Annotated in this window: 22 protein-coding genes; 8 read left to right on the top strand and 14 right to left on the bottom strand. The window is 39.2% G+C overall.

Translation table 11 applies throughout. The annotated features are described in order from the left end of the window. Positions 1–55 precede the first annotated feature (55 nt). From V7127_RS11210 to V7127_RS11190, 5 genes are read right to left on the bottom strand one after another with little or no spacing between them, the layout of a single operon-like run. Complete coding sequence (locus V7127_RS11210; RefSeq protein ID WP_335345798.1) at positions 56–298, bottom strand: YusU family protein; 243 nt, start codon at positions 296–298, stop codon at positions 56–58. Then, positions 270–1,097: an IucA/IucC family C-terminal-domain containing protein gene (locus V7127_RS11205; protein ID WP_335485996.1), complete on the bottom strand. Its 828-nt coding sequence runs from the start codon at positions 1,095–1,097 to the stop codon at positions 270–272. Before V7127_RS11205 ends, V7127_RS11210 begins: the two co-directional genes overlap by 29 nt. Further along, positions 1,066–1,917, bottom strand: coding sequence for an ABC transporter ATP-binding protein (locus V7127_RS11200; protein ID WP_335345796.1), 852 nt, complete (start codon positions 1,915–1,917; stop codon positions 1,066–1,068). Before V7127_RS11200 ends, V7127_RS11205 begins: the two co-directional genes overlap by 32 nt. Positions 1,918–1,942: 25 nt before the next feature. After that, entirely contained in the window at positions 1,943–2,998 is a 1,056-nt protein-coding gene (locus V7127_RS11195) for a FecCD family ABC transporter permease (RefSeq protein ID WP_335345795.1), read from the bottom strand. Then, positions 2,998–3,999 (bottom strand): FecCD family ABC transporter permease, encoded by a 1,002-nt coding sequence (locus tag V7127_RS11190; RefSeq protein WP_335485992.1) that lies wholly within the window; start codon positions 3,997–3,999, stop codon positions 2,998–3,000. The genes V7127_RS11195 and V7127_RS11190 overlap by 1 nt, the downstream gene beginning before the upstream one ends. A 179-nt stretch (positions 4,000–4,178) precedes the next feature. Between V7127_RS11190 and V7127_RS11185 the strand changes: the two genes are divergently transcribed. From V7127_RS11185 to V7127_RS11170, 4 genes are all read left to right on the top strand, one after another. Beyond that, complete coding sequence (locus V7127_RS11185; RefSeq protein ID WP_335485989.1) at positions 4,179–5,147, top strand: ABC transporter substrate-binding protein; 969 nt, start codon at positions 4,179–4,181, stop codon at positions 5,145–5,147. Positions 5,148–5,447: 300 nt separating this feature from the next. Beyond that, positions 5,448–6,935, top strand: a complete 1,488-nt coding sequence (locus V7127_RS11180; protein WP_335485985.1) for a spore germination protein — start codon at positions 5,448–5,450, stop codon at positions 6,933–6,935. A 12-nt stretch (positions 6,936–6,947) separates the two neighbouring features. After that, positions 6,948–8,039 (top strand): GerAB/ArcD/ProY family transporter, encoded by a 1,092-nt coding sequence (locus V7127_RS11175; RefSeq protein WP_335485982.1) that lies wholly within the window; start codon positions 6,948–6,950, stop codon positions 8,037–8,039. Next, on the top strand, positions 8,036–9,109 hold the full coding sequence (locus tag V7127_RS11170; RefSeq protein WP_335485979.1) for a Ger(x)C family spore germination protein: 1,074 nt from the start codon (positions 8,036–8,038) through the stop codon (positions 9,107–9,109). Before V7127_RS11175 ends, V7127_RS11170 begins: the two co-directional genes overlap by 4 nt. A 27-nt stretch (positions 9,110–9,136) precedes the next feature. On the opposite strand, the gene V7127_RS11165 is transcribed toward V7127_RS11170, so the two are convergent. The 3 genes from V7127_RS11165 to V7127_RS11155 all read right to left on the bottom strand — a co-directional run bounded on the left by V7127_RS11165 (position 9,137) and on the right by V7127_RS11155 (position 12,047). Beyond that, entirely contained in the window at positions 9,137–10,312 is a 1,176-nt protein-coding gene (locus V7127_RS11165; protein WP_335485975.1) for an FtsW/RodA/SpoVE family cell cycle protein, read from the bottom strand. 107 nt (positions 10,313–10,419) lie between these two features. Further along, a complete protein-coding gene (locus tag V7127_RS11160; RefSeq protein WP_335485972.1) occupies positions 10,420–11,181 on the bottom strand; it encodes a DUF4931 domain-containing protein in 762 nt (253 codons plus the stop codon). A 128-nt stretch (positions 11,182–11,309) separates the two neighbouring features. Further along, positions 11,310–12,047: a FixH family protein gene (locus tag V7127_RS11155; protein WP_335485969.1), complete on the bottom strand. Its 738-nt coding sequence runs from the start codon at positions 12,045–12,047 to the stop codon at positions 11,310–11,312. 237 nt (positions 12,048–12,284) lie between these two features. Here V7127_RS11155 and spoIIP point away from each other — a divergent pair, with 237 nt between their 5' ends. Continuing rightward, the gene (gene spoIIP / locus V7127_RS11150) at positions 12,285–13,433 is read left to right on the top strand and encodes a stage II sporulation protein P (RefSeq protein ID WP_335485966.1); all 1,149 of its coding nucleotides are present in this window, start codon (positions 12,285–12,287) and stop codon (positions 13,431–13,433) included. Between the two features lie 231 nt (positions 13,434–13,664). Beyond that, on the top strand, positions 13,665–14,411 hold the full coding sequence (locus V7127_RS11145) for a (S)-benzoin forming benzil reductase (RefSeq protein ID WP_335485963.1): 747 nt from the start codon (positions 13,665–13,667) through the stop codon (positions 14,409–14,411). Positions 14,412–14,526: 115 nt separating this feature from the next. Here V7127_RS11145 and V7127_RS11140 read toward each other — a convergent pair whose 3' ends face one another. After that, entirely contained in the window at positions 14,527–14,772 is a 246-nt protein-coding gene (locus V7127_RS11140) for a hypothetical protein (RefSeq protein WP_335485960.1), read from the bottom strand. Positions 14,773–14,953: 181 nt separating this feature from the next. Here V7127_RS11140 and V7127_RS11135 point away from each other — a divergent pair, with 181 nt between their 5' ends. After that, entirely contained in the window at positions 14,954–15,082 is a 129-nt protein-coding gene (locus V7127_RS11135) for a hypothetical protein (RefSeq protein ID WP_335485957.1), read from the top strand. 203 nt (positions 15,083–15,285) lie between these two features. Beyond that, on the top strand, positions 15,286–16,143 hold the full coding sequence (gene liaG, locus V7127_RS11130; protein WP_335345783.1) for a LiaG family protein: 858 nt from the start codon (positions 15,286–15,288) through the stop codon (positions 16,141–16,143). Positions 16,144–16,244: 101 nt separating this feature from the next. Here the strand turns inward: liaG and V7127_RS11125 are convergent, their stop codons facing one another. The 5 genes from V7127_RS11125 to V7127_RS11105 all read right to left on the bottom strand — a co-directional run bounded on the left by V7127_RS11125 (position 16,245) and on the right by V7127_RS11105 (position 23,440). Continuing rightward, positions 16,245–16,931, bottom strand: a complete 687-nt coding sequence (locus V7127_RS11125) for an ABC transporter ATP-binding protein (protein WP_335345782.1) — start codon at positions 16,929–16,931, stop codon at positions 16,245–16,247. Then, positions 16,928–18,574 carry an ABC transporter permease gene (locus V7127_RS11120; RefSeq protein WP_335485954.1) on the bottom strand — a complete coding sequence of 549 codons (1,647 nt, stop codon included), beginning with the start codon at positions 18,572–18,574 and terminating at the stop codon, positions 16,928–16,930. The genes V7127_RS11125 and V7127_RS11120 overlap by 4 nt, the downstream gene beginning before the upstream one ends. A 2-nt stretch (positions 18,575–18,576) precedes the next feature. Further along, complete coding sequence (locus tag V7127_RS11115; protein ID WP_335345780.1) at positions 18,577–19,659, bottom strand: Fe(3+) ABC transporter substrate-binding protein; 1,083 nt, start codon at positions 19,657–19,659, stop codon at positions 18,577–18,579. A gap of 187 nt (positions 19,660–19,846) precedes the next feature. After that, positions 19,847–22,975: an MMPL family transporter gene (locus tag V7127_RS11110; RefSeq protein WP_335485951.1), complete on the bottom strand. Its 3,129-nt coding sequence runs from the start codon at positions 22,973–22,975 to the stop codon at positions 19,847–19,849. Positions 22,976–22,978: 3 nt separating this feature from the next. Further along, entirely contained in the window at positions 22,979–23,440 is a 462-nt protein-coding gene (locus V7127_RS11105) for a MarR family winged helix-turn-helix transcriptional regulator (protein WP_335345778.1), read from the bottom strand. Between the last annotated feature and the right edge of the window lie 424 nt (positions 23,441–23,864).

Here is a 23,864-nt window from a genome sequence, read left to right as displayed (position 1 = left end):
GCATCAGTTAGTGCATGTGATTCCCGCTCTAGCGGATTTTTGCTAGAAGCGGGCATCATTTGCTGCGATGCTCATCGTTCAGCCTCTTTATCTCAGCTACTAAAGCTTTCATCTCTTCTTTCGCCTCGGGATAGGTTTCATTCCAGTGTTTCGTTAAAGGTGCCATCGATTTAGCGATATATGAATATATTATCCAGGCTTGGACCTTATCCTTTAACTCTTCATTAGAGTCACCGATTAATAGCTCGGTATATTTCTCAAGCAAGCCATCAAGCTTGTCCTTTAATTCTTGATTCAAGAGCTGCTTCCTCCTTTCTTGTGATTTCACTAATTAGTGGACAAGGTGCACATGAGTGCGGGCAGGTCACACAACGCTTCTTATTAATTGTTAAGTAAGAATAGCAGCATGTATTTCTCGGTCTGACCTCCGCCTTCAGCTCCTCGACATATATATGCTGATTATAATACCTTTTTAGCGGATTTTCCTTATTGCTGCCAAATAAGGAACCAGAAGCTTGAAAAATAATATAATGAAAATCCTCTTTTGAACGCCGAGCCATGTCCTCCGGCACATCTTCTTTTCCAAAAACTGATTCATACAGCCAGTAAATATAAACAGCAATATTTTCCCAAAGAATCAGCTTAGATACTTTAGTAGCCTTCGAAAGGCTATTAACTAGCGTATATAAGTGACTATGAAAAAGAATCTTAACCCCATTCTCCCGCCATTCTTCTCGATCACTCTCGACCATCTTTAAACGTACCTCATTAAAATAAAATCGCGGGAGCCATAATTCATCCTGAGAATTGGTTTCTAGTGAAATATTCTCAAATGAAATATCCATCTGTCTATTCCAAGCAGTCATAGCATACAGGTAAATGACCGCTAAAAAAGCATATCTTTTCATAAAAATGGAGGCAGTAACCTTCTCATTTGCTGCTCCTACATGCTTGCCAAGCGTCTCTAAATAATCGATTAAAACTTGTTCATCCTGCAGCAGTTCCATAGAAACGGACAATGGGGATGGGTACTTTTCCGTTGTAAAACGAAATGAAAGAAGCTCATTAATCTGCGATTCGGAGAGCTTTTGAACCATTGCCAGTCCCATCCTTTTTTAGAATACATCTTCCCTTTCCATAAGGAATGCATAATGGAGTTCCAAACAATGGATCCATCGTTACTTCACAATCCATCCCAAACACATTCTTAACTAAACTGTAATTAATAACGTACTCCGGCTTCCCTTGTGCAAATATTTTTTGATCTTTAATCGCCACAATATTATGGGCATAACGACAGGCTAAATTTAAATCATGCAAAACCATTACAATGGTTCGCTGTTCTTTTTCATTTAATTCAAACAACAAATCAAGGATCTCAATTTGATGTGTCATATCTAAATAAGTCGTCGGTTCATCAAGCAGAATCGTATCCGTGTCCTGAGCAAGCGTCATCGCAATCCATGCACGTTGCCTTTGCCCCCCAGAAAGAGAATCCACAGTCCGATCCTTTAATGGCTCAAGACTTGTCGCCTTTAATGCAGCATTCACCTTTTTCTCGTCTTCGTCTGACCATTGCTTCAGCCATGTTTGGTATGGGTAGCGTCCCTGCTTGACTAGCTGAAGAACTGTTAACCCCTCAGGTGCCGATGGGGATTGGGGAAGGATCGCCATCTTTCTAGCTACCTCCTTCGTAGACAATTTAGCAATTGCCTCTCCTTCTAGTAAAATCGCACCTGATTTAGGCTTTAGTAACCGAGCAATAGATCTGAGCAAAGTTGATTTGCCACAGCCATTTCCCCCAATAAAGACCGTCACTTCCCCTTTTGGGATCTTTAAATCAAGCTCATTGATGATAATTGTATCCCCATAGGATAAAGTCAGTTGATTCGTGACAATCGCCTGTGCATTTACCATACTCCGCTCCCTCCTTTAATAAACTCTATGAATTCCTCGTTTTAAAAAGTAAATATATGAAGTACGGCGCTCCAATACTGGCCGTGAACACACCAGCTGGGATCTCAAGCGGCGAAAACAGTGTCCGTCCAATTAGGTCAGCAGCCATCACGAGTATGCCTCCGATTAACGCCGAAACGGGAAGCAGTGCCCCGAAGGCAGACCCTACTAATCTTCTTGCCATATGCGGTGCCATTAAACCTACAAAGCCGATGCCGCCTGCAAAAGCAACGGAGCCGCCAATCAACGCAGTACTGATCATGAGCAATAGAAAGCGATTCCTCTGAACATGGCTTCCTACCCCTGTAGCAATATCATCCCCAAGCTCCTGAATATTCACATTTCGGGCCGAAATAAAGGCAGCCATGCACAGAATCAATATCCAAGGAACTAGAATGGTCACATGGCTCCAGTTAGAGCCATAAACCGTTCCTGTAATCCAAATATTCGCTTGACTCGCCTGATAAATGGGACCGAGAAGCATCATTAAAGTAGTGAGGGCTTTCATAAGGCTGTATAATCCAATCCCGATTAACACTAATCGAATCGGTGAAACTCCATCTTTCCATGCTAAAAAATAGACTAAAAAAGCAACAACCGTTGCACCGAAAAATGCAGCGACAGGCAGCCATTCAATGCTCACAGTCAGAGCATTGCTTTCATCGCTGAAAAGGGCGAGAAAGCCAACAACCGCAACGGATGCACCCCCGGTAATCCCTAAAATATCTGGAGAAGCAAGAGGATTACGAATAATACCCTGTAGAATCCCTCCTGCAACGGCCAGTCCAATTCCGACTAATAATGACACAATGATCCTCGGCAGCCGGAAAGATTGAACGACAAGACGTTCCATTTCTGTACCGCCTCCGAAAAACACCTTCACCACATTTAATGGACTGATCTTCATCTCTCCGGTTCCGGTACTAATAATAAATACTACTGCTGCAGCACTTAAAAGTATAAGAAAAATAAATAATGCCTTCCGATCAATTAAGAAAGAAATCTTATCCTTGTATACACGAAAACTTTGATATTGCCGCATTATTTATTGAACCCCTTTCTCGCGATATAGATGAAAAAAGGAGTTCCAATAACAGCTGTCATCACACCGACAGGCACTTCCTGCGGCATAATGATATACCTAGAGGCGATGTCTGCCATAAGAAGCAGCATGCCTCCGAAAAGTGCCGAAAAGGGAATCACCCATCTGTGATCAATTCCAACAACAGCACGTGTAATATGAGGGATCACAATTCCAATAAAGCCAATTGGACCTGCAACAGCAACTGCTCCGCCAGATAAAAGAATGATGGCTATTCCAGCTCCTAGTTTTAGAAGCCCCGTTTTCAAGCCTAAGCCTTTACCCACATCCTCACCCATTGATAGAATATTCATCTGGTTGGAAATGGACAAAGATAGAATCCAGCCAACGGCTAAATAAGGCAGTACGGCTAGTAGCGTGTCGAGCTTTCTGCCGGATACAGATCCAGCTAGCCAAAAAAGAACTTGATCCAAAGCCGTTTCATTAATAACAAGAAATCCTTGTGTCATGGAGGCAAACATCGCACTTATAGCGGCTCCAGCTAAGGTAAGCTTCATTGGTGTTAATCCTTCTCTTCCTATTGAACCAATCGCATATACACAAACAAAGGCAATAGTAGCCCCTAAAAAAGACACCCACGTAAAGATATGTAAATTGCTAAGGGAAAATAGTGTCACCACAATAACAACCGCAAACCCAGCACCCGCATTTATACCAAATATTTCAGGTGCAGCCAATGGGTTTTTCGTTAAAGTTTGAAGCAATACACCCGCGACAGCCAGACTCGCCCCAACTGCTGCAGCTATCATCGCTCTTGGCAGCCTAACTGACTGTATAATAAGATGCTCGTTCGACCCGTCAAAAGCCAAAAAGGCATCAATTGCCATTTTCCATGTTGTATTCGTATAACCATATACAATACTAAGGCACATAAGAAAAAGCAAAAGGAGAATTGATAGGATTAAACCCGTCCATCTTAGAGAATTATTTTTTAAAATCATAAATCTTAAACCTTTCATGAAAAGAAGTTCCTACATATTCAGTCTATGGGATGAAAAACACCATGTCAATGATTTTGATAATCATTTTCATTTACCTATTGACAGCCCTTTTAAACCATCATAATATTATGATAGTAATGAAAATGATTATCAGTAGCAATTAGGAGGTAACAAAAAGAATGAAGGCTTTTAAATTATCATTTACAATTATTTTTATGATGTCCCTTTTCATTTTAGCTGCATGCGGAAATAACAATGGCGAGCAAGCTGACAAGGACAAAGGAACAGATCATGCTTCTGAAGAAACAGGTTATACGGTACAGCATGCGATGGGAGAAACTCCAATTAAAGAAACACCTAAGAGGGTTGTGATTTTAACCAATGAAGGAACAGAGGCGCTTCTTTCAATGGGGGTAACACCAATTGGAGCTGTTCAATCATGGACAGGGGATCCTTGGTATCCTCATATTGCAGATAAAATGGCTGATGTTAAAGTCGTTGGAACGGAAAGTGAAGTTAATGTTGAAGCCATTGCAGCATTAAAGCCTGATTTAATTATCGGAAACAAAATGCGCCAAGAAAAAATTTATGATCAGTTGAATGCGATTGCCCCTACTGTATTTGCTGAAACTTTACGCGGAAACTGGCAAGAAAACTTTAAACTTTATGCACAAGCATTGAATAAAGAAGAAGATGGACAAAAAGTGATTGCTGATTATGAACAGCGTATTAAAGATATTCAAGAGAAGCTTGGAGATAAAGTCCATCAAGAAGTTTCCATCGTCCGCTTTATGGCTGGAGATGTACGAATCTATCATAAGGATACTTTCTCAGGTGTTATTCTAGAGCAAATTGGCTTAAAAAGACCTGAAAGTCAGAACGTAGATGATTTTGCAGAAAGAAATGCAACGAAAGAAAGAATTCCTGCCATGGACGGGGATATCTTATTCTACTTTACTTATGAAACTGGAGATGGCGAAGCAAGCAGCCTGGAGAAAGAGTGGATTGAAGACCCATTATTCCAAAATCTAAGTGTAGCAAAAGCAGGTAATATTCATAAAGTAGATGATGTAATCTGGAATACTGCCGGCGGTGTTATTGCTGCAAATTTAATGCTTGATGATATTGAAAAGTTTTTTGTGAAATAAAGATCACTTTTCCGAAAAAACCCGCAGCTTTTTTGCGGGTTATTTTCAATTTAACCACCTAACCTCTTGTCAATTCTTTCACATAATTTAAAATTTGTGAAAGAACGCATACTTCCAACATTTCACTTATTTAAGTTCCAAAAAAAAACACCCAATTCACTAGATGTTAATTCAAGATGAAAAGAAGGAAGGCTGATTTGCCTTCTTTTTATCTTCTTAAAAAGTAAATTTCACCCATCCATTCATAATCCCGCCAATTTCGGTAACAATACTCGTAATACCTAAAATGATGGTGATTGGATGAAAAAGTGGATTAGCACAAAGAAAAGTCAACAAAAACTAAGCAATTGGGAGAAAGAACTCAAAAAATCGGAGGATTTCACACAATCCTATCATATAAGTCAAAAGACAAATATTCATTTTTGCCTATCCTTTATGTCTACTTTAGTGGATGAACAAATTATTCAACAAGGAGTACTTCCGAGTTTACTTGAAGATGATTTTCATACAATTGAAGATATAAAAAAGCTTTTACCCATTGCTGACCTGGAAATATCGGATGACCCTACAAAAATCAGCCAAAAATTATTAAATGGCTACTTATTGTTGACTGTTGAGAATAATGAGGCGCAATTTGCTTTTATTTCCGCACAAAAAGAAATTGTTCGAAGTCCATCTCAACCCGAAATTGAATTCTCTGTTATCGGCCCAAAAGAGTCATTTGTCGAATCACTAGGACAAAACTTAAATTTAATTAGAAAAAGACTGCCCGCAGAGGAACTGATAATTGAGGAGTACACGTTGGGGAAGTTATCCAAAACAAGAATTGCGATTTTATTTATGGAAGGAATTACAGATGAAGCGAACGTAAACACAGTAAGACAAAGGATTAAAGAAGTCGAGTTTGATGCCATTACAGACAGCTCCTATATCGTTCAGCTTATTAGCGATAATTCAAACTCACCTTTTCCGCAATTGCTTGACACGGAGAGGCCAGACCGAGTAGTTGGGATATTGGCAGAAGGAAAAATAGCCATTGTCGTAGATGGATCACCACATGTCCTTATTACGCCAACAACACTTGTCGAGTTCTTCGGCTCGTTTGAGGATTATTTCTTAAATTGGATTCTAGCCTCTTTTTTCAGGCTCGTTCGGGTTTTTGCTGTTTTATTTTCAATTCTTATTACGCCAATATATGTCGCTGTCCTTACTTATCATTATGAGCTCATTCCTAATGACCTAATAGGAACATTGATTACGTCAAGAAGGATTGTTCCCTTCCCGCCTATACTCGAAGCGATATTTCTTGAATTAACGATTGAACTGTTAAGAGAAGCGGGAGCAAGGCTGCCGACAAAGGTTGGGCAAACAATTGGTATCGTTGGAGGAATTGTGATTGGGACTGCTTCCGTGGAAGCTGGACTTACAAGTAATGTACTTCTTATTCTTGTTGCCTTGGCTGCTCTTGGATCCTTTACGACACCCGTATACAAGATGGGCAACACGATCCGCTTACTGCGGTTCCCATTTTTGCTTTTTGCTGAGTTTTGGGGATTGCTCGGGATTGTCTTCTGCTTCTGTATTATGCTTACCCATTTAATAAGGCTGACTTCTCTTGGACGACCATTTTTGGAGCCTATTTATCCATTAAGGGTGAAAGACTTGAAAGATACAATCATCAGGCTGCCATTTTCAAAGGATACAACGCGACCATACTTATTAAGAACAAAAAATCCAGTTCGATTTAATAAGGAAAAAGCGAATGCTAAAAAAGATATTGATGAATAAGGGGGGGAAAGTATGCAGGAACAGCCTATACCTGAAGGAGTAAAAATATCCCCATTTTTAGTTTTTTATTTAATCACTTCTATGCAAATTGGTATAGGGATTCTCGGATTTCAGCGCGTAATTGTCGCCTATTCAGGGAATGATGCTTGGATTTCTGTTTTGTTTGCGGGGCTTTCACTTCATATCCTCATGTGGATGATGTATAAAGTCATGGAAACGGTCAATGGAGATATAGTCACAGCACATAAATATATTTTCGGAGATATTGTTGGCAAAATTATTAGTTCCATTTTTCTTCTCTACTTTTCATTGCTTGCTTTAACAGTCTTGCGCTCGTATATCGAAGTTGTTCAAGTTTGGATGTTTCCCAGTCTTAGTACTTTTTGGTTTTCCTTGCTGTTTTTGCTTCTTTGTACGTATATCATTTTTGGCGGATTTCGAACGGTTGTGGGCATCGCCTTTTTCTCAATGCTCCTGCCTGCTTATGTGCATTTTTCTTTTGGCTATAATTTGAAGTTTGGCAATTACATGCATCTTTTGCCGGTTTGGGATCATTCGATTAAAGAAATCCTTTTAGGTTCTTATCACATGTCCCTCACTTATATCGGTTTTGAAATTATTCTATTTTGCTTTCCTTTTATCAAGGAACCGCAGAAATCGAAAAAATGGGCCCATTTCGCCCTTTTATTTACTACTTTTATTTACACAAGCTTTATGATTGTGACGACTGTTTATTTTTCTGCAGAACAGCTTGAAAAGTCTATATGGGCAACATTAACGATGTGGAAAATTGTGAAATTGCCTTTTGTCGAGCGAATCGAATACATCGGAATTGCCAATTGGAATTTAATCATCCTTCCTAATGTTTGCATCGCCCTTTGGGCCGCCTCAAGACTGTTAAAACGGTTAATGAATATTAAACAAAAAAAAGGAGTTTTTATCATTGCACTCATCATATTAATCGTTAGCCCCTTTTTTGATACGCGTGCAAAAGTAGGTTTTCTAACTGATTTAACTGGAAAAGCGGGATTTGTTTTAAATTATATTTACATTCCAATCCTATTCATTAGCACGATGATTGCAAAGAAGGTGAAGAAGTCATGAGAAATCGGGGCAAGCTTTCTATTCTATTAATCCTCTCTATTTTATTGTCAGGCTGTGTCCAAAGGAAAGTCATTGATAATATTAATATTGAATCTGCAGCAGCATTTGATAAACTTGCTGAAGGCAAATTCATCGGGACGCTTCTCACCCAAGAATATCTTCCCGATAAATCAATCAAAAATAACACATATACATCCGAAGCTAGCTTAAGACGGGATCTCATGTTGAATCTTCAAAAGGAATCATCCAAACCCATCGTAACAGGTGGAGTATTAGTCTCGATTTTTGGAGACAAGCTTGTGGACGAAGGAATTATTGATTTTGTTGATACTTACCAAAGAGATCCAAGTATCGGGGCAAGAAATTTCTTAGCAACGTCACACGGAAGTGCCTTGGAAATATTAAAAGGAGATTATGGGCCTGAAGGCAATTCAAACTATATAAATGATCTGATTGAGCATAATATCCAGCGCGGGGATGTGCCCGAGACCAATTTACATATCTTTTTGCGAGACTATTATATGAAGGGGAAGGATCCCTATCTTCCTGAGTTAAGACAAATTGCCCAAAACAAAATGGAAATAAGCGGCTTAAGCATTTTTAGAAATGATAAAGAAGTATATGTCCTTCCTAAAAAGGAGATGTTCTATTTTAAGCTGCTAGTCGACAAGCATACGGAGGGCAGCTATAGAGTTCATTTAGAAAAAGGGAAAGATGCAGATGTTAAAAGCATTACATCCAAGCATAAATTTAAATTATCGAAAGAAAAACCGTTACATGTTGCCATTGATATTAAAACGGTAGGTGTTATCAAGGAATATACGGGTGAGAGGTTAACTCCAAAAGTAGTAAAAGAGATTGAAAAAAAGCTGGAAAAAGATATTAATGAAAAATGTTTAGAATTGATCAAAAGATTTCAAAAAGAAAAAGTGGACCCAATCGGATTTGGTTTTTTACATCGAAAGTATATTCGCGGCTATGATTTCAAAAAGTGGAAGGATGATTATCAAAATTTAACAGTTAAAATTAACACGAAAGTGAGGATCGCTGAAACGGGGGTAATCGATTAAAAGCGGGGCGAATAACGCCTCGCTTTTTTAATCAGTATTTGAAAACATATACTTTTTATAATGGTAGCGAATGGAGAAGATTAAGCTAAGCCCGAGCATATTCCCCATTAGTGAGCTGCCTCCATAACTAATAAACGGCAGCGGGATTCCCGTAATCGGAAGAAGCCCGATCGTCATGCCAATATTCTGGAAGACGTGAAAGGTGATCATACTGATGACCCCTACACAAATATATGAATAAAAGTGATTTTTCGTTTCCATTCCAATCTTGGTAATCTGGTATATAAGCAGAAAGAATAAACTGACTAAAACACTTGCCCCAATAAAGCCAAACTCTTCACCTACGATACTAAAGATGAAATCTGTGTGACTTTCAGGCAAATAGACTTCGCGCGTTCCATACCCTTTCCCGCTCGTTTCTCCTGACCCAATGGCAAGAAGCGACCTCGTTAATTGGAAGCCTGCCGAGCTTTGATAATTATACGGATCGAGCCATGAATAAATCCGGCCAAATTGATACTCCTTCACACCTAAATATTTCTCCAAAATCTCAGGATGCCAAAGGACAAAGTAAAAAATAATTGAAATCAACGTAAGACCTGTCCCAAAAATAGGCGCAAGCAGCTTCCAAGTAATCCCCGAGATAAAAATCATTCCTAGCAAAATGGAGATAAAAACTAGGCCTGTCCCAAGGTCGGGCTGCTGCATCACAAGCAATAAAGGAATTCCCGTAAATACGCCGAGCTTCATCAGCAGCTTGAAGTCAGTTTGAATCGTTTTGATCGGATTCTTTTGATGATGTTCATCAATCACTCTTGCCAGAACAAGAATGAGAAAAACCTTAACAAGCTCAGAAGGCTGTAATGAGCCCATACCTGGTACTCTATACCAAGCCTTTGCTCCATTAATAACGGGTGCAATACTGCTTGGAGCAACGATTAGAAAAGCCAGCAAGAATAATCCAAAGCTATAGGCATACCAAGAAATCTTTCTTAGCTGTTCCGAATCAAGCGAAATCACTGCAGCAATAATACCCGTTCCAACCATATACCAAACAATCTGCTTTAAAAGAAAATTCTCTTTATATTGCCCAGTCGTCTGAGCGCTATAAATCGAAATACAACTTACTAAAAACAATAAAAACACAATGAACACTAAGTTTAAATCTATTTTAGGAGGGGTTGTAGTTTTATTTGTAGACATAGCAATGGCAATCTCCTTATTAAAAAGCAACCAAAATAACAACACTTCATTATATTTTTTTATCAGCTAAATAACAACTTTAGAAGGCCGAATGGGTTTATTTCCCTTTATCCAAAATAACGCTCCCGAACATCATTCTTCATCCACTCTATATTATTTGGAACTTGAGGAATAAAATACCCGATAAATAATGGTGTCGTGACTGAACGCGGCACTACCTTTGCATAGATATTTCCAGCAAACTCGTAAAAGAATAAATTATAGCTCGTACAAGGAAACGGAAAATGATTCAGTATGTAGTGGGCTGCCGTCTGAATGTATTTCGCAAATGCCTTAATATCCTGAATATCCCCAAGCTTCACATTGAACTCATAAAACCCAACCCTCGGTGCTGTTGAGATTGAAAAAATCGTCCCATTTTTCTCATGAATGGTTATGCCTTCGAAATCGCTCGCTTGTACCTTTTCACCATAATCAATATCCTCTAAGCCAATAATCTGCATATGCGGATGAGCAATCGATCCGCCCGATAATGGTCCATGATTCTTAAAAAAGATCACGGACTTATACTTTTTTGTCCCAATCATTTCCAGCCAATGAGTCAAACCAAATCGAATAAGCTTATTCAAGTGTTCCTCAGGATAGATGGATAGCTCGCTATGACAATCATCCGTTTCAATTAAAACCGTTTGATACGTATGTTCTAGAACCGGAAATTTATTTTTCAATATGATAATCGAGCCGTCTGTCGCTAGAATATCTGTTAGCTTCTCCCTTTCGCAAAACGGGCATCTCTGCTCTTTATTACGGATGCTATTAGGCTTCTGCCTCCCAATTCCTGTGTTAAAAAATAGATGAGTACCTCTCATTTTGTTTGCACCTGCTTTTCTATCTGTCTACTCTCTATTTTATTGATTTTTCGACTATTTAGCGAGAGGAAGCTCTTATGAAAATTTTTCAAAAAAAAACGCGCAGTTCATAGACTGCACGTTTTCGCTTATTCTACTGTTACTTCCACCTCAGTATGTTCATGGAGTCCTTCATCATTTTTTACATGGATTCTGATAATAAAGTCACCACTTGCAGGGAAACTATAATCAGTTTTATATTCCCCATTAGTGCCTTCCGTCATATTCACCCAAGCCGGGTTTTGACCCTTTTGAAAAATCTCAAGCCTCACATCTGCTTTTAATAGAGGCTCATTGGCTTTTTGCAAATGAACAGCTAAGGCTGTTTGCTCCGCTGCTTTTATTTGATCTGGTTTCTGTAGATCAATGGAAACGTCGCTATCATGATGATGGTGATCATCACCGCTTCCCTCTTGATGTTCATGATGCTCAGCCTCCACTTCACCAACCTGGATCGTTTTTGTTGGCATTGTATGCATATCCCTTGCAGTTACATGGGATTGAACATTAAATAGACCATTTTCAGAGAATGTATAGGCAGCCACATATTTTCCTTTTTCCGTATGCTCTGCTACAACAAGCTCACTAGCATCTTTTTGCCCTTCTTTCCATATTTCGAACTTAACCTCATTTGCATCTTCAACAACTTCATCACCTTGCGTAACGGTCACAGCTAAGGGAACCTCTGCCCCCACTTCTGCTTTTTCGGGAACAGCTAAATCGGCTTCAATGATTTCAGGCAGCGCTGCCTCTTCCTGTTGCCCTGTTTCACCGCAGCCGGCTAATAATAAGAAACTTGTACATATAATGGCCATCAACTTTTTCACGTATTTTCCCTCTTCCATAAATTAATATCATCTAAACAAACTATAGATGTTAATTGTGATAAAAAAATGAAGTTTTCTCGTATTTAAAAGGAACTCTGCTTTTACAAGACTATTGTTATCATAGCAAAAAAATAATCATGAGCCTTCTTTAGTTTTCCCCTGATGAAATTTCCTAAACGATAAGCTTCTTCTATTCTTCTTCGTACGGGCATACATATGACAGATGGGGGGATCGTGATGAAAAACAAATCAGCGGCACATACTTTATTTTTCTATTTTCACGGGTGGCTTTTGAGTATTCTTTCCGTCTTTATTTTAGCTGGGATTCTAACTTCACCCCCCGCTGCCTTTACCTCTGAACATATGAATTCACTATTAAAAAATATTAAAGCTGACCAGCTATTCATCCATTTGCTTAAGGCTGAGAATCATTATTTTTACCATAACGATTCCAGCTCGAGCCTTTCTAATTTATCGGAAAATGCCTTTAAGCTTGCCACCAATATTAAGCCGACAGATATTCGCACCTTCCTGGGGAGAGAACTACCAGGGTACTCGATCTTCGATACGGGGATCGAAGTAGCTGGTGAAGGAACAGACTATACGAATTTGCCGTTCGAGTCCGCTCCGCCGATAGATTTCCTTTTGAAAGAAAAAGAGATTGCCAGTGAAAATCTCCCTAGCGAGGACACGCCGGATAGTACTGCAGCACCTCCATTGGATGGAAAGAAAAGCGTGTATATCTATCATTCTCATAGCTGGGAGTCCTTCAGCCCCTTGTTAAAAGGAGTCAATCATCCTGATGAAGCCGTAAGCTCTAATGAACGGGTGAATGTGATTGCGGTTGGCAATAGACTCAGTGAAAAACTGGCATTAAAAAGAATTGGTGTGGAACATGACAAAACAAATATGGCGTCACTTCTTAATCAAAAGGATTGGGACTATAACCAAAGCTACCTTCTTTCTCGTGAGGTGACCAAAACCGCCATGGCCTCAAATAAAGACTTAAAGTTTCTCATTGACATTCATCGGGACTCACAGGGGCGGGAATTGACGATGAAAGAGATAAACGGAAAGAAATATGCGAGATTGTTTTTTGTTGTCGGGAAGGAACATAAAAACTACCAGAAAAATTTACAGTTAGCTACAGAACTTCATCATCGACTTGAAGCAAAATTTCCCGGTATCAGCAGAGGGGTTTTCAAGAAAGGAAAAAGCGAAGGAAACGGAATTTATAATCAGGATTTATCTGATCGGGCACTCTTAATTGAATTTGGCGGTGTCGAAAATGATTTAGCAGAGCTTTATCATTCAATTGATGCATTTGCAGATGTATTCAGTGAATTTTACTGGGAGGCAGAGATGGTAGATGGCAAAGGTTCTTAATGCTCCTTTTTATTGTCTCCTTTGGACCTTTGTATCTACTTTTATGTTTTACTGGCTTTTCGGGCTATCTATTCTCACCATTATTTGTTTTAGCGCGGGCATTATCCTGTCTCTCATAAATTTTGTCGAGGACGAGATGAAAAAATATGAGCAGGAAAATGGGGAATAAGTGGTATTCGGTGCTTTCATTCTGCTTTAATAGATAGTAGAAACCTATATTGGAGTGATTAGATGAAGTTCGCTATTATTACTGGAGCATCAAAAGGTCTTGGATCCTCGATTGCGGAACGAATGATCAGTGAGAAAATTGGTGTGATCACTGTTTCCAGAACCGAAAATGCAGAGTTAAGAGAGAAGGCTTTGGTAAACAAAGTTTTCTATCAGCATTTTTCATGCAATCTTGCTGTTCCCGAGGAAGTAGAGAAAAACTTTCAGGAAATTCTATCTGTGCTGGAACCCAAAAAAGCAGAGGTTATTTATGTGATTAATAATGCTGGTGTAATAGACCCAATCGCAACAGCCGGCACACTTGATCATCAAGCATTGATTGCAAATGTCCAGATTAACTTAATTGCACCCTTGATGATCACGAATATTCTTTTAAAAAATGCATGTGTTCCTCTTAAAATTGTAAACGTATCATCAGGCGCTGCTGAAAGGCCTATTCAAGGATGGAGTGCCTATTGCAGCACGAAAGCGGGGCTGAATATGTTCACAGAAACAGCCGCTGCTGAACAAATAACAGCAGGAGCACCTCATGAAATCATCGCATTCAGCCCTGGAATTATGGACACAGATATGCAGGGGACGATCCGTTCCTCCTCTAAAGAGGCATTTAATGATCTTGAAAAATTCAAGGAGTATAAAGAACAAGGTATGCTTCGCCCTGCTCATGTAGTAGCGGATGCATTAGTAAACTTGCTTTTGGAGGCTCAAATAGAAAGCGGGAAGATTTATAGGGTAAATGAGTTAATTTAGATGTATAAAAGATTTCATAATGGGGACAATACGTACTACAAAGTGTATTTCCCCCTTATTTTTGTGCTTCCGGTTGGAGGCATTTTTTTGTTATTTTTCAAGAAGCAGATGCTTTTTAGGCTTTTATTAATGTGATTGTAATCTGCCTAATAAAACTGATTTTTTGGACAGGTTTATTTGAAAAATCCAAAACCAGTCCAGTAAACAAGGTTTCTTGGACAGGTTTATCGGAAAAACCCAAAACTTGTCCAGTAAACAAGGTTTCTTGGACAGGTTTATCGGAAAAACCCAAAACTTGTCCAGTAAACAAGACTTTTTGGATAGATTTAACGGAAAAGCCTAAAACCTGTCTAGTAAACAATTTTTAGACAGGGTTACCTAAAAAATCTAAAACCACTCTAGTAAAACAAAGTTTAGCCTGATTACGGCTTTACTGTTATTCAAAATTTTAGCTTACATAAAATAGAGCCTAATTACAAAATATAGAATGAACCCTGTTCAGGGATTCCCCGATACATATCAATTCATAAAGGAGCTCTAATATGACTAAAAAGTACAACAAAGGAAGCAAAAATCAAAACTCACCTAGAGCCAATCAGGCAGATATTGTGAGCGGCGATAATAGCAAAGGAAATAAGCGGAACAAGGATAAAAGAAATAAGATAGAATAACAATAAGAAGCTCTCCTTTGTCATTTTCATAAAGGGGAGCTTTTCTTTTTTATACAAAATACTTTCTCTTTCTTTATTCCCTGTTTTCCTAACAATCAGCCTCAAGACTTATATATAATTAAATCTAAGGCTCAATGATTTCTTGCTTATTATTTCATAAAATGAGTGTAAGAAAAGGAATTAATCAGAAAGCAGGGATTTTTTTGAAAAGAATATTAATCATTTTCTTCATTTTGATTGGACTATATTTATTGGTGACATCGAATGTAGCAAGCCTCTTTTCTTTTGGAAAAAGTGAAGCAGAGGCTAAAGTGACAAAGAGTATTGATCTATTAAATATTGATGCTTCTTCTATTAAAACGGTTATCATTCCAGAGAAAAGAAGCGATATTAAAGCGGAGCTTAATGGAAAAGGGGAAGTGTCCATTAAGAAAAGCGGGAACAGTATTCAAGTTAACTATAAAAAAAGCTGGTTTAACAGTTTTAGCTTTTTTAATAATAATTCAGTTTTAAATATTTATATCCCGGAAAGCTATGATCGCAGCATGGATATTGATGTTGGCTCTGGATATTTAGTCTTTGAAGGCAAGTCGAAAAATCAGCCAATGAATCTTAAAGAGCTTGATATCGACCTCGGTTCAGGAAAAATCGATTTAAAAAATTTGAACGTGGAGGAATTCCGCAATGATGTTTCCTCTGGTATGATTACGATCAATTCTTTAACGACGAATGATGGCACTGTAGACGTAAACTCTGGGATTGTTAAAATCCGCCAGTATGAAGGATTGCTAAATGCCGATGTTTCATCAGGACAATTAGATATTCAAATGGATAAAGTTACGGACCATATTGATGTCGAGGTTAGCTCAGGGCATTTAAAGCTCGATCTTCCAGAGAATGCTGATTTTACACTAAATGGCAAGGTAAGCAGCGGAATCATTAAATCAGACATTCCACTTACCGATAAAATCCAAGATAAAAACAAAATCAGCGGTAAATCAGGTAATGGAAAATACCAATTAAATGTCTCTGTTTCAAGCGGGCTTGTGAATATTTATTAATAGAAACTCTAAAAAAACTGGATTAACCATATCCAGTTTTTTATTTTTTTAAACAAAAAACGAACCTGCACACAAGCAAGTCCGCTAAATAGTTCCGATGATTATAAGGTTTGAAATTTCTCGCCTGCTGCTCCTTGTTCGACTACGAGCGGACACATGGTGATGCTGTAGTTGCAAATGGCCTCAACATCTTGGCGATCATGAGTCACAATCATACAGGTCATATTTGCTTTTTTTAAGATTAAGAGTAAGTCTTCACGGATGGATTCTTTCAAATCTGCATCTAAATTACTAAATGGTTCATCCATTAATAATACTTTTGGTTTTGGGGCAAGTGCCCTCGCCAATGCCACCCTCTGCTGCTGGCCTCCACTTAGCTCATGAGGATAACGATCTCCGAAATCCTCTAAATAGACAAGCTCGAGCATTTCCTGTACACGCGGCTTCCGATCCTTTCTAGCCATTCGCGATAAGCCAAAGAGGATGTTTTCTTTCACAGTCATATGAGGAAATAAGGCATAATCTTGAAAAACCATCCCAACCCCTCTGTCCTCTGGCTGAACAAATATACGATCATCGACAACCGTTTTACCTGCAACGGTTATGGTCCCTTTTGTAGGCATCTCTAATCCCGATATTAAGCGCAGTAAAGTACTTTTCCCGCTTCCACTCTGACCTAATATACCAACGATTTCTCCCGTATCCATCGTAAAGGAGAAATCATCAATAATCGGTGTTCCCGTTCGTGTATAGCCAAATTCAAGATTCTTTATATCTACTACCTTCATCGCTGCACCTTCTTATCAATCATTTGAAATACTACAACCGACAATACACTTATGCCAATAATCATCAAGGATGAAATCGATGCCTCATAAATTTGTTCATCCTTTGCATACTGAAAAGTCTTCGTCGCCAGGGTATCAAAATTAAATGGTCTTAACAATAATGCTAGCGGAAGTTCCTTGCAAATTTCAACAAATGTTAAAATAAATCCGCTGACTAAAGCTCCCTTAATTAAAGGCAGATCTACTTTAAAAAACGTTTTCGTCATGCTAAGCCCGAGCATTCTAGACGCTTCAGAATATTTTGTGCCGATTTTTTCAAATCCTACTTCAACCGCATTAAATCCTGTCGCCATAAAACGGATCGCGTAGCCGACAATTAGCATAACTAACGAGAGACTCAAGATCAATGGTGCTTTTCCTAAACCTATTAAGGAGTAAACAGGAGCAAGCCATTTATCAAGTGTAATAAACATTGCAAGTACGCCTATCGCAATAATCGCACCCGGAATGGAGTATCCTGTTGTTGTTAATTTTGCTAATATATAGGAACCCGCCGTGTGTTTTCGGCATACATTAGCAACGATCACTGAAAGAATGAGAATAATAAAGGTTGATATGGCCGCCACATAAACAGTTTGAAAAAATAGTGTATAAAAGGTATCGCTCCAAACCTTACTAAATGTCAGCTTTGCCCATGCTATTAACTGTATCAATGGAATGAGAAATCCCAGCAAAAACACAATCCCACAATAGGCAAAAGCAGCAGCAGCCTTTATTCCCTTCAGCTTCATTGGCACAAGCGGTCTTGATTTATTATTTAGATTATAACGGCGTCTTTGCCTCAACAGTCTTTCTAAGAAAAACAATCCAACAATTACGACCATTAGCCATGCCGCCAGCCTCATTGCTGAATCAATATCATACATCCCAAACCATGTCTGAAAAATCGCGGTTGATATTGTATGGATGCCAAAATAGCTAGTAACCCCATAATCACTTAGCACTTCATAAATGACCAAAACGGCGCCCGCCACAATAGCCGGTCTTGAGAGCGGCAATACTACCTGGATAAAAATTGCTAGCGGCTTTCTTCCAAGTAGCCTCGCATTCTCGAAAAACGAAGAGCTTTGGCTTTCCAAAAAGGCCCTCGTCATTATATAAACATAAGGAAAAAGAAATAATGTAAAAATAAAGATGGCCCCGCGCAGGGATGAAATCGACAGCAGCTCGGGATCAATTTGGTAATTAAATTGGTTGCGGAATGTTGATTGAATCACTCCCGTATAGCTGAACATCGTCCGATACGTATAAGCAGCGATATAGGGCGGAATGGCTAACGGCAATAATAATCCCCAGCGAAAGAAGCGTTTAAGCGGAAAATCATATGCTGAGGTAAGCCATGCAAGCGTAACCCCCAAAAACGCAGTAAAAATCCCTGTTAATGCGACAAGGATTACCGTGTTTGCTACATATGTTTTTAATAAATACTGGCGTATTTGAAACCAGTTATCATTTGGCTCCTGAAATAGCGAGAAAAAGATAAACAGGATGGGCAGCAGTATAACCGCCGCCCCCATCATGCTGATGATCCACCAGCTATTAAAATCTTTTTTAAAGAATTGTTTGATTTGGTTTATACCCATTTTTACTTCCAACCTGTTTTATTAAAGATCTCAATCGCTTTATGATTATGTTGTCCTAAAGTATCAAAATTAAGCTCTTGCATTTTAAAATCGCCCCAAGTTTGTAAAAGTTCTGGCTTCTTTGCTTCAGGATTAACTGGGAATTCATAGTTATTTGCAGATAAATATTCCTGTGCTTCAATACCTGTCATGTATTCAATTAATTTTGTTGCATTTTCAGGGTTTTTGCTATGCTTTGTTAAACCAATTCCGCTAATATTCACATGTGTTCCATTTGTTTCTTGGTTCGGGAAGAAGACACCGATGCTTTCGCCGACTTTTGCCTCTTCAGCATCTGCCGAATTCACAAGCAATCCAACATAGTAAGTGTTCATGATCGCAACATCACCAGTTCCAGCTGCAATCGCTTTAGCTTGGTCACGGTCACCGCCATCAGGCTGGCGAGCAAAGTTATTCACAATGCCTTGCGCCCATTGTTCAGCCTTTTCTTCGCCGTTTAACTCAATGAATGAAGCTAGTAAAGATTGGTTGTATAAACTTGTTGAAGAACGTGCCAATACTTTCCCTTTCCATTTATCCTCCGTTAGAGCTTCATATGTAGAAAGGTCTTCTGGTTTTACACGATCCTTAGAGTAAACAATAACACGTGCTCTTGTTGACATTCCTACCCAATTATTATCTTTATCCCTAAAGTGAGCTGGGACATTCTTATTAATAATATCAGATTGTACAGGCTGAAGAACATCATTATTTTTTGCATTTGCGAGAACTCCGCCATCAACAGTAATAAATAGATCCGCTTGTGTGCTTTCTCCTTCACGCTTTAAACGCTCAATAAGCTCTTCTGCTTCCCCTTTAACAACATTAACTTTAATGCCTGTTTCTTCTGTAAATTTCTTATACACTTCTTCATCGGCCTCATAATGTCTAGCTGTATAAATATTGACTTCTTGATTTTCAGCTTTTTTTGGTTCTTCAGCAGGTTTCTGGCCTTCAGAGCTGTTATCAGCTGCTCCACATCCAGCTAACCCAACTGTTAATAAAGCACTTGCTAGGAAAGGCTTTAATAATTTTGAATATTTCATGTATGAGTCCACCTTTTTATTTTTTTAATCTGTGATAATGATAATTATTATCACTCGTCTGTTTTTATTCTACTTTCCATCCAAGGATGAGTCAACCATTATTTTTAAAATTGCAATGATTGGTTTTAAACAATTTGAACAAATTGTGAAAAAAAGAAGCAACCCGTAACAGGCTGCTTCACATTAATTAATTCGTACTTCTTTTAAATGGCCACCAATTTGCTTCTCCAAAGTTTTTGACCATAACTGGGATAAACAATGGCAACATGATAACGGCGTATAAGAATAATCCGACAATGACAATCGCTGCAATTTGGAGTAATGACAGCATTCCAGAAGGCATCATCGCGGCAAAGGTTCCTCCTAAAATGATGGCAGCAGAGATAATGACAGTCCCCATTTTCCTCATTGAGAGCAGCATGGCCTCAGCAACAGATAGATTCTTATATTCATTGAAGCGGTCCATTAAGAAAATACTGTAATCTACTCCAAGGGCTATCAGAATCACAAAACCGAAGAAAGGAACAGCCCAGCTGATGCCAGAATAGCCTAAAATATGGACGAATACAGCTTCATTAATAGCCATCGATGTAAAATACGTTAAAATTAATGAACCAATAATATAGGCTGGCATAATGATCGACCGGAATAAAAAGACAAGAATGATCGAAATTCCAGCAAGCATTAGAATAACTGTGCGCGAGTAATCCTGATCAGACAATTGGCCTAAATCAGCATTCGTGCTCGTTACCCCGCCGACTGCCACCACCGCATTTTCAAGCTTTGTATCTTTCGTTGCCCTTTTAACTGCTGACTTAATTTCATCTACTTGATTTATTGCATCATTAGAATATGGATTCGCCTTAAAGATAACATCCATTGTCATCACTTTGCGGTCTGCAGACATATAAACGTCTAAGACGCGGGCAAAATCTTCATTTTCTAGCACATCATCAGGCAGGTAAAATCCATCCCGTGTGCCAATGCCAGATAAACCAGATAAATAATTCTGAGCAGAGCCAAGTCCTTCAGATACTTGATTTAAGCCTTCTGTACTTTGACTTAAGCCCTCCGTAAGCTGACCAATCTGCCCGCCTAAATCGCCAAATCCAGCAAGCAGCTGCTTCTGACCTTCATTTAGACTTCCTAATCCATTTGTCAGCTTAGGTACATTGCTGACAATCTGTCCTTGCCCATCCGCTAATTGATTTAGACCAGCCTGCTGGGCTTCAATTCCTGCGATTAATTGCTGAAGGCCAGCAGCAAGACCGCTTTGGCCAGCAATAGCTTTTTCAAAACCCGCATTTGCTCCAGCCATTCCGCCATTTATTTTTGCTAAACCAGCATTTAACTCTTGTACATTTGCAGAAAGGCCTGTTAATTGCTGCTGCAGCCCATTAATCGTTTGTTTCATCACCTGATACTGCGGGTCTGCTCCAAGATCTGTATATTTGTTTTCTATATAGCCAAACATCGCACCGTTTGCTTGGATGATTCCATCAGATAAACTAGCTAAACCGGTGCCAACCTTTTGATAGTTTTCTGTAAGGACGTTTAAGTTACCTTGTAATTCTTGATAGCCTCCAAGCAACTGTTGATAACCTGTTAATAACTCCTCAGCACCCGCTTTTGATTTTTCTAAGCCCGCTTTGATTTGATCGGAACCTGCTGAGCCTTGCCGAATGCCATTTTCAATTTTTGCAAGATTTGTTTGTATCGCTTGAAGTCCTGTTTGTATATCATTCGTCCCAGAAATTAGCCCTTGGATCCCATTTGTCGCTTCCTTTAATATGGGCTCAGATTTTGATAATTCCGTTCCTGCTTCATTTAAGCCTGAACTAATTTTATCAATTCCTTCTTTTCCTTCGCCAAGTCCCTCTTCAAGAGTTTCCGCCTGCTTGGCAACAAAGAAGTCTTCTAAAGGCTCTCCAGTCGGACGTGTAACGGAACGGACGGTGTCCACTAGATCAACCTTTTCTAACTCTTTGCTGATTTGTTCTGCTAGGCCAATATATTCTTGGGAATCCATTTTTTCATCATTTTTCAACACGATTTTCGTAGGCATCGATTCTCCAGGGCCAAAGCTATCTGCAATGGCGTTGAATGCCTTGATAGAGTTCACATCTCCGCTAATTTCCTCTAATGAGTTGTAGGATAATTCCCCGTCATACGTTGCGAGGAATGGCACACAGATTGCTGCGACAATGATTAAGGCTAGAAACGGCCGTGCCAATGAAAATTTCCCAACCGCTCCCCAAAGCTTGCTTTCCCCATGATCAGCTGTTTTCTTGGAAGGCCAGAAAATTTTCCGTCCCAATACAGCCATGAAAAACGGAACAATCGTAAATAAAGCTATAAGCAGAATCGCAACACCAATCGCAACAGCCGCTGCGGACTGATAAAGAATAAATTGAGAGAATCCGATTGCAGCGAAACCAATCATGACGGCAACACCGCTAAAAAATACAGTACGTCCCGCATTGCGGTACGTTTCCACAATGGCTTCTGCAATACTTTCCTTTTGCGAAAGCTCCTCTTTAAATCGGCTTAAAAGTAAAATACAGTAATCTGTACCAATCCCAAATAAAACGGCCACTAAGAAAATTTGTGTGTAATTCGATAACGGAAAATCAAATTTATCCACCAAAAATCCGACAATGGATTGTGATGCTAGATAAGTAAATCCAACCGTTAGCAGTGGAATGATTGGCGCAACAATCGATCTAAATACTAGTAACAGCACAATCAGGATAAAGGCGACCGTAATCCCTTCAGTTTTCTTTAATCCTTCTTGGGAGCTCGTCATTAAATCCTCATTGATAAGCCACTCACTAGTGTAATAATGTTCTACTTTAATATCTTTAAGTGTGCCATATAGAGCATCCCTCAGCTCTTTCGGCTCGCGGTCATGCCAGCTGATTGTAACGGATGCAAGAATCGATTTCCCGTCCTTTGAAACGAGCTGCTCCTTTAAACTTTCCTCATCGAAGTGGGTAAGAATATCGGTAATACCAAGCTCCTTCTCTTTATCCTTTAAAAGATTAATAGCCTTTTCAGCTTCCTTTATATCCTCTTTAGAAAGCTTTTTGTCATTATGGAAAATGAGAGCTACACTCGTTTCATCCCCCCCTCCCTCCTGCTTGCGGACGTCATCCATAATTTTTCCTGCAAGAGAGGATGAATACTCATCCGGGACTGTAATTTGCCCTTTTTCTCGGACTAATTCGGCCATATCCGGAGCTGACATCAATAGGCCGGCAACTATGGCAATCCAAGCAATCATCACAAGCCATTTATTTTTTATTATTCCATTCACGCTCTATTCCTCCACTTGTGGATTCTTACTGTCTTTCAAAATTTGATTCAGCTTTTCATAGGTTTTAATAAATTGGATGATTTCCGCTTGATCAAATTGAGTAATAAAGGATTCAACAAGCTTATGAACGCGTTCCTCAGTTTGGTTGAACAGTTCATTTCCTTTATCTGTAAGCGTTAAGTAAACAACTCGTCGATCATTCTCATCTCGGGTACGCTGGATCAGACCCTTCTCCCAAAGACGCGTAATAATTGCTGTGATCGCACTTTTTTGCACATAAAATTGTTCGGCTAATTCAGATGACGTGCAGGACTCGTTGTTTCGAATATACCTTAATGTATAATGCTGATCATTCGTTAAATCACTGCCAATCTGTTCCTTCACTAACGACTCTGCCTTACGGTGAACGGAAAAAGATAACTCCACATACTTATCAATAAGCTTTTTAATTTCTATATCTGTCATTAAGATGAATACACCCTCTCTTCTTCATTTTAATTCTATAGTTTAATTGTTCAATTGTTTAACTATTAATGTAGTTAACTATAATGTCCTACTTTGGCATTGTCAAGCAGCGAGAATGTGGGCATATGTCCCTTGGAAATTGAAAAGATTGGTTACAATAAAATTCTGATGACCGCTGATGGCGGATATCTATTTGGACGGGCACCTCACGGGGGCCTGATGACTGCTTACGGCAATTTTCTGTACGGGCGGGCACCTAATGGGGAGATTGATGACCGTTGNNACCGTTGACGGCCAATTTACATGCAGACGGGCACCTATCAGGGAGATTGATGACCGTTGACGGCAATTTTCGATGCAGACGGGCACCTAACAAGGAGATTGATGACCATTGACGGCAATTTTCGATGCAGACGGGCACCTA

The organism is Bacillus sp. JJ1773, assembly GCF_036962035.1.
In the GTDB taxonomy this organism is placed as follows: Bacteria; Bacillota; Bacilli; order Bacillales; family Cytobacillaceae; genus Cytobacillus.
This window is presented reverse-complemented; position numbering and strand designations above follow the sequence as displayed.

Excerpts from the sequence above, each read along its gene's own strand:
- V7127_RS11205 (WP_335485996.1), bottom strand. The coding sequence starts at position 1,097 with ATGGTTCAAAAGCTCTCCGAATCGCAGATTAATGAGCTTCTTTCATTT.
- V7127_RS11200 (WP_335345796.1), bottom strand. The coding sequence starts at position 1,917 with ATGGTAAATGCACAGGCGATTGTCACGAATCAACTGACTTTATCCTAT.
- V7127_RS11195 (WP_335345795.1), bottom strand. The coding sequence starts at position 2,998 with ATGCGGCAATATCAAAGTTTTCGTGTATACAAGGATAAGATTTCTTTC.
- V7127_RS11190 (WP_335485992.1), bottom strand. The coding sequence starts at position 3,999 with ATGATTTTAAAAAATAATTCTCTAAGATGGACGGGTTTAATCCTATCA.
- V7127_RS11185 (WP_335485989.1), top strand. The coding sequence starts at position 4,179 with ATGAAGGCTTTTAAATTATCATTTACAATTATTTTTATGATGTCCCTT.
- V7127_RS11180 (WP_335485985.1), top strand. The coding sequence starts at position 5,448 with ATGAAAAAGTGGATTAGCACAAAGAAAAGTCAACAAAAACTAAGCAAT.
- V7127_RS11175 (WP_335485982.1), top strand. The coding sequence starts at position 6,948 with ATGCAGGAACAGCCTATACCTGAAGGAGTAAAAATATCCCCATTTTTA.
- V7127_RS11170 (WP_335485979.1), top strand. The coding sequence starts at position 8,036 with ATGAGAAATCGGGGCAAGCTTTCTATTCTATTAATCCTCTCTATTTTA.
- V7127_RS11165 (WP_335485975.1), bottom strand. The coding sequence starts at position 10,312 with ATGTCTACAAATAAAACTACAACCCCTCCTAAAATAGATTTAAACTTA.
- V7127_RS11160 (WP_335485972.1), bottom strand. The coding sequence starts at position 11,181 with ATGAGAGGTACTCATCTATTTTTTAACACAGGAATTGGGAGGCAGAAG.
- spoIIP (WP_335485966.1), top strand. The coding sequence starts at position 12,285 with ATGAAAAACAAATCAGCGGCACATACTTTATTTTTCTATTTTCACGGG.
- V7127_RS11145 (WP_335485963.1), top strand. The coding sequence starts at position 13,665 with ATGAAGTTCGCTATTATTACTGGAGCATCAAAAGGTCTTGGATCCTCG.
- V7127_RS11135 (WP_335485957.1), top strand. The coding sequence starts at position 14,954 with ATGACTAAAAAGTACAACAAAGGAAGCAAAAATCAAAACTCACCTAGA.
- V7127_RS11125 (WP_335345782.1), bottom strand. The coding sequence starts at position 16,931 with ATGAAGGTAGTAGATATAAAGAATCTTGAATTTGGCTATACACGAACG.
- V7127_RS11120 (WP_335485954.1), bottom strand. The coding sequence starts at position 18,574 with ATGGGTATAAACCAAATCAAACAATTCTTTAAAAAAGATTTTAATAGC.
- V7127_RS11115 (WP_335345780.1), bottom strand. The coding sequence starts at position 19,659 with ATGAAATATTCAAAATTATTAAAGCCTTTCCTAGCAAGTGCTTTATTA.
- V7127_RS11105 (WP_335345778.1), bottom strand. The coding sequence starts at position 23,440 with ATGACAGATATAGAAATTAAAAAGCTTATTGATAAGTATGTGGAGTTA.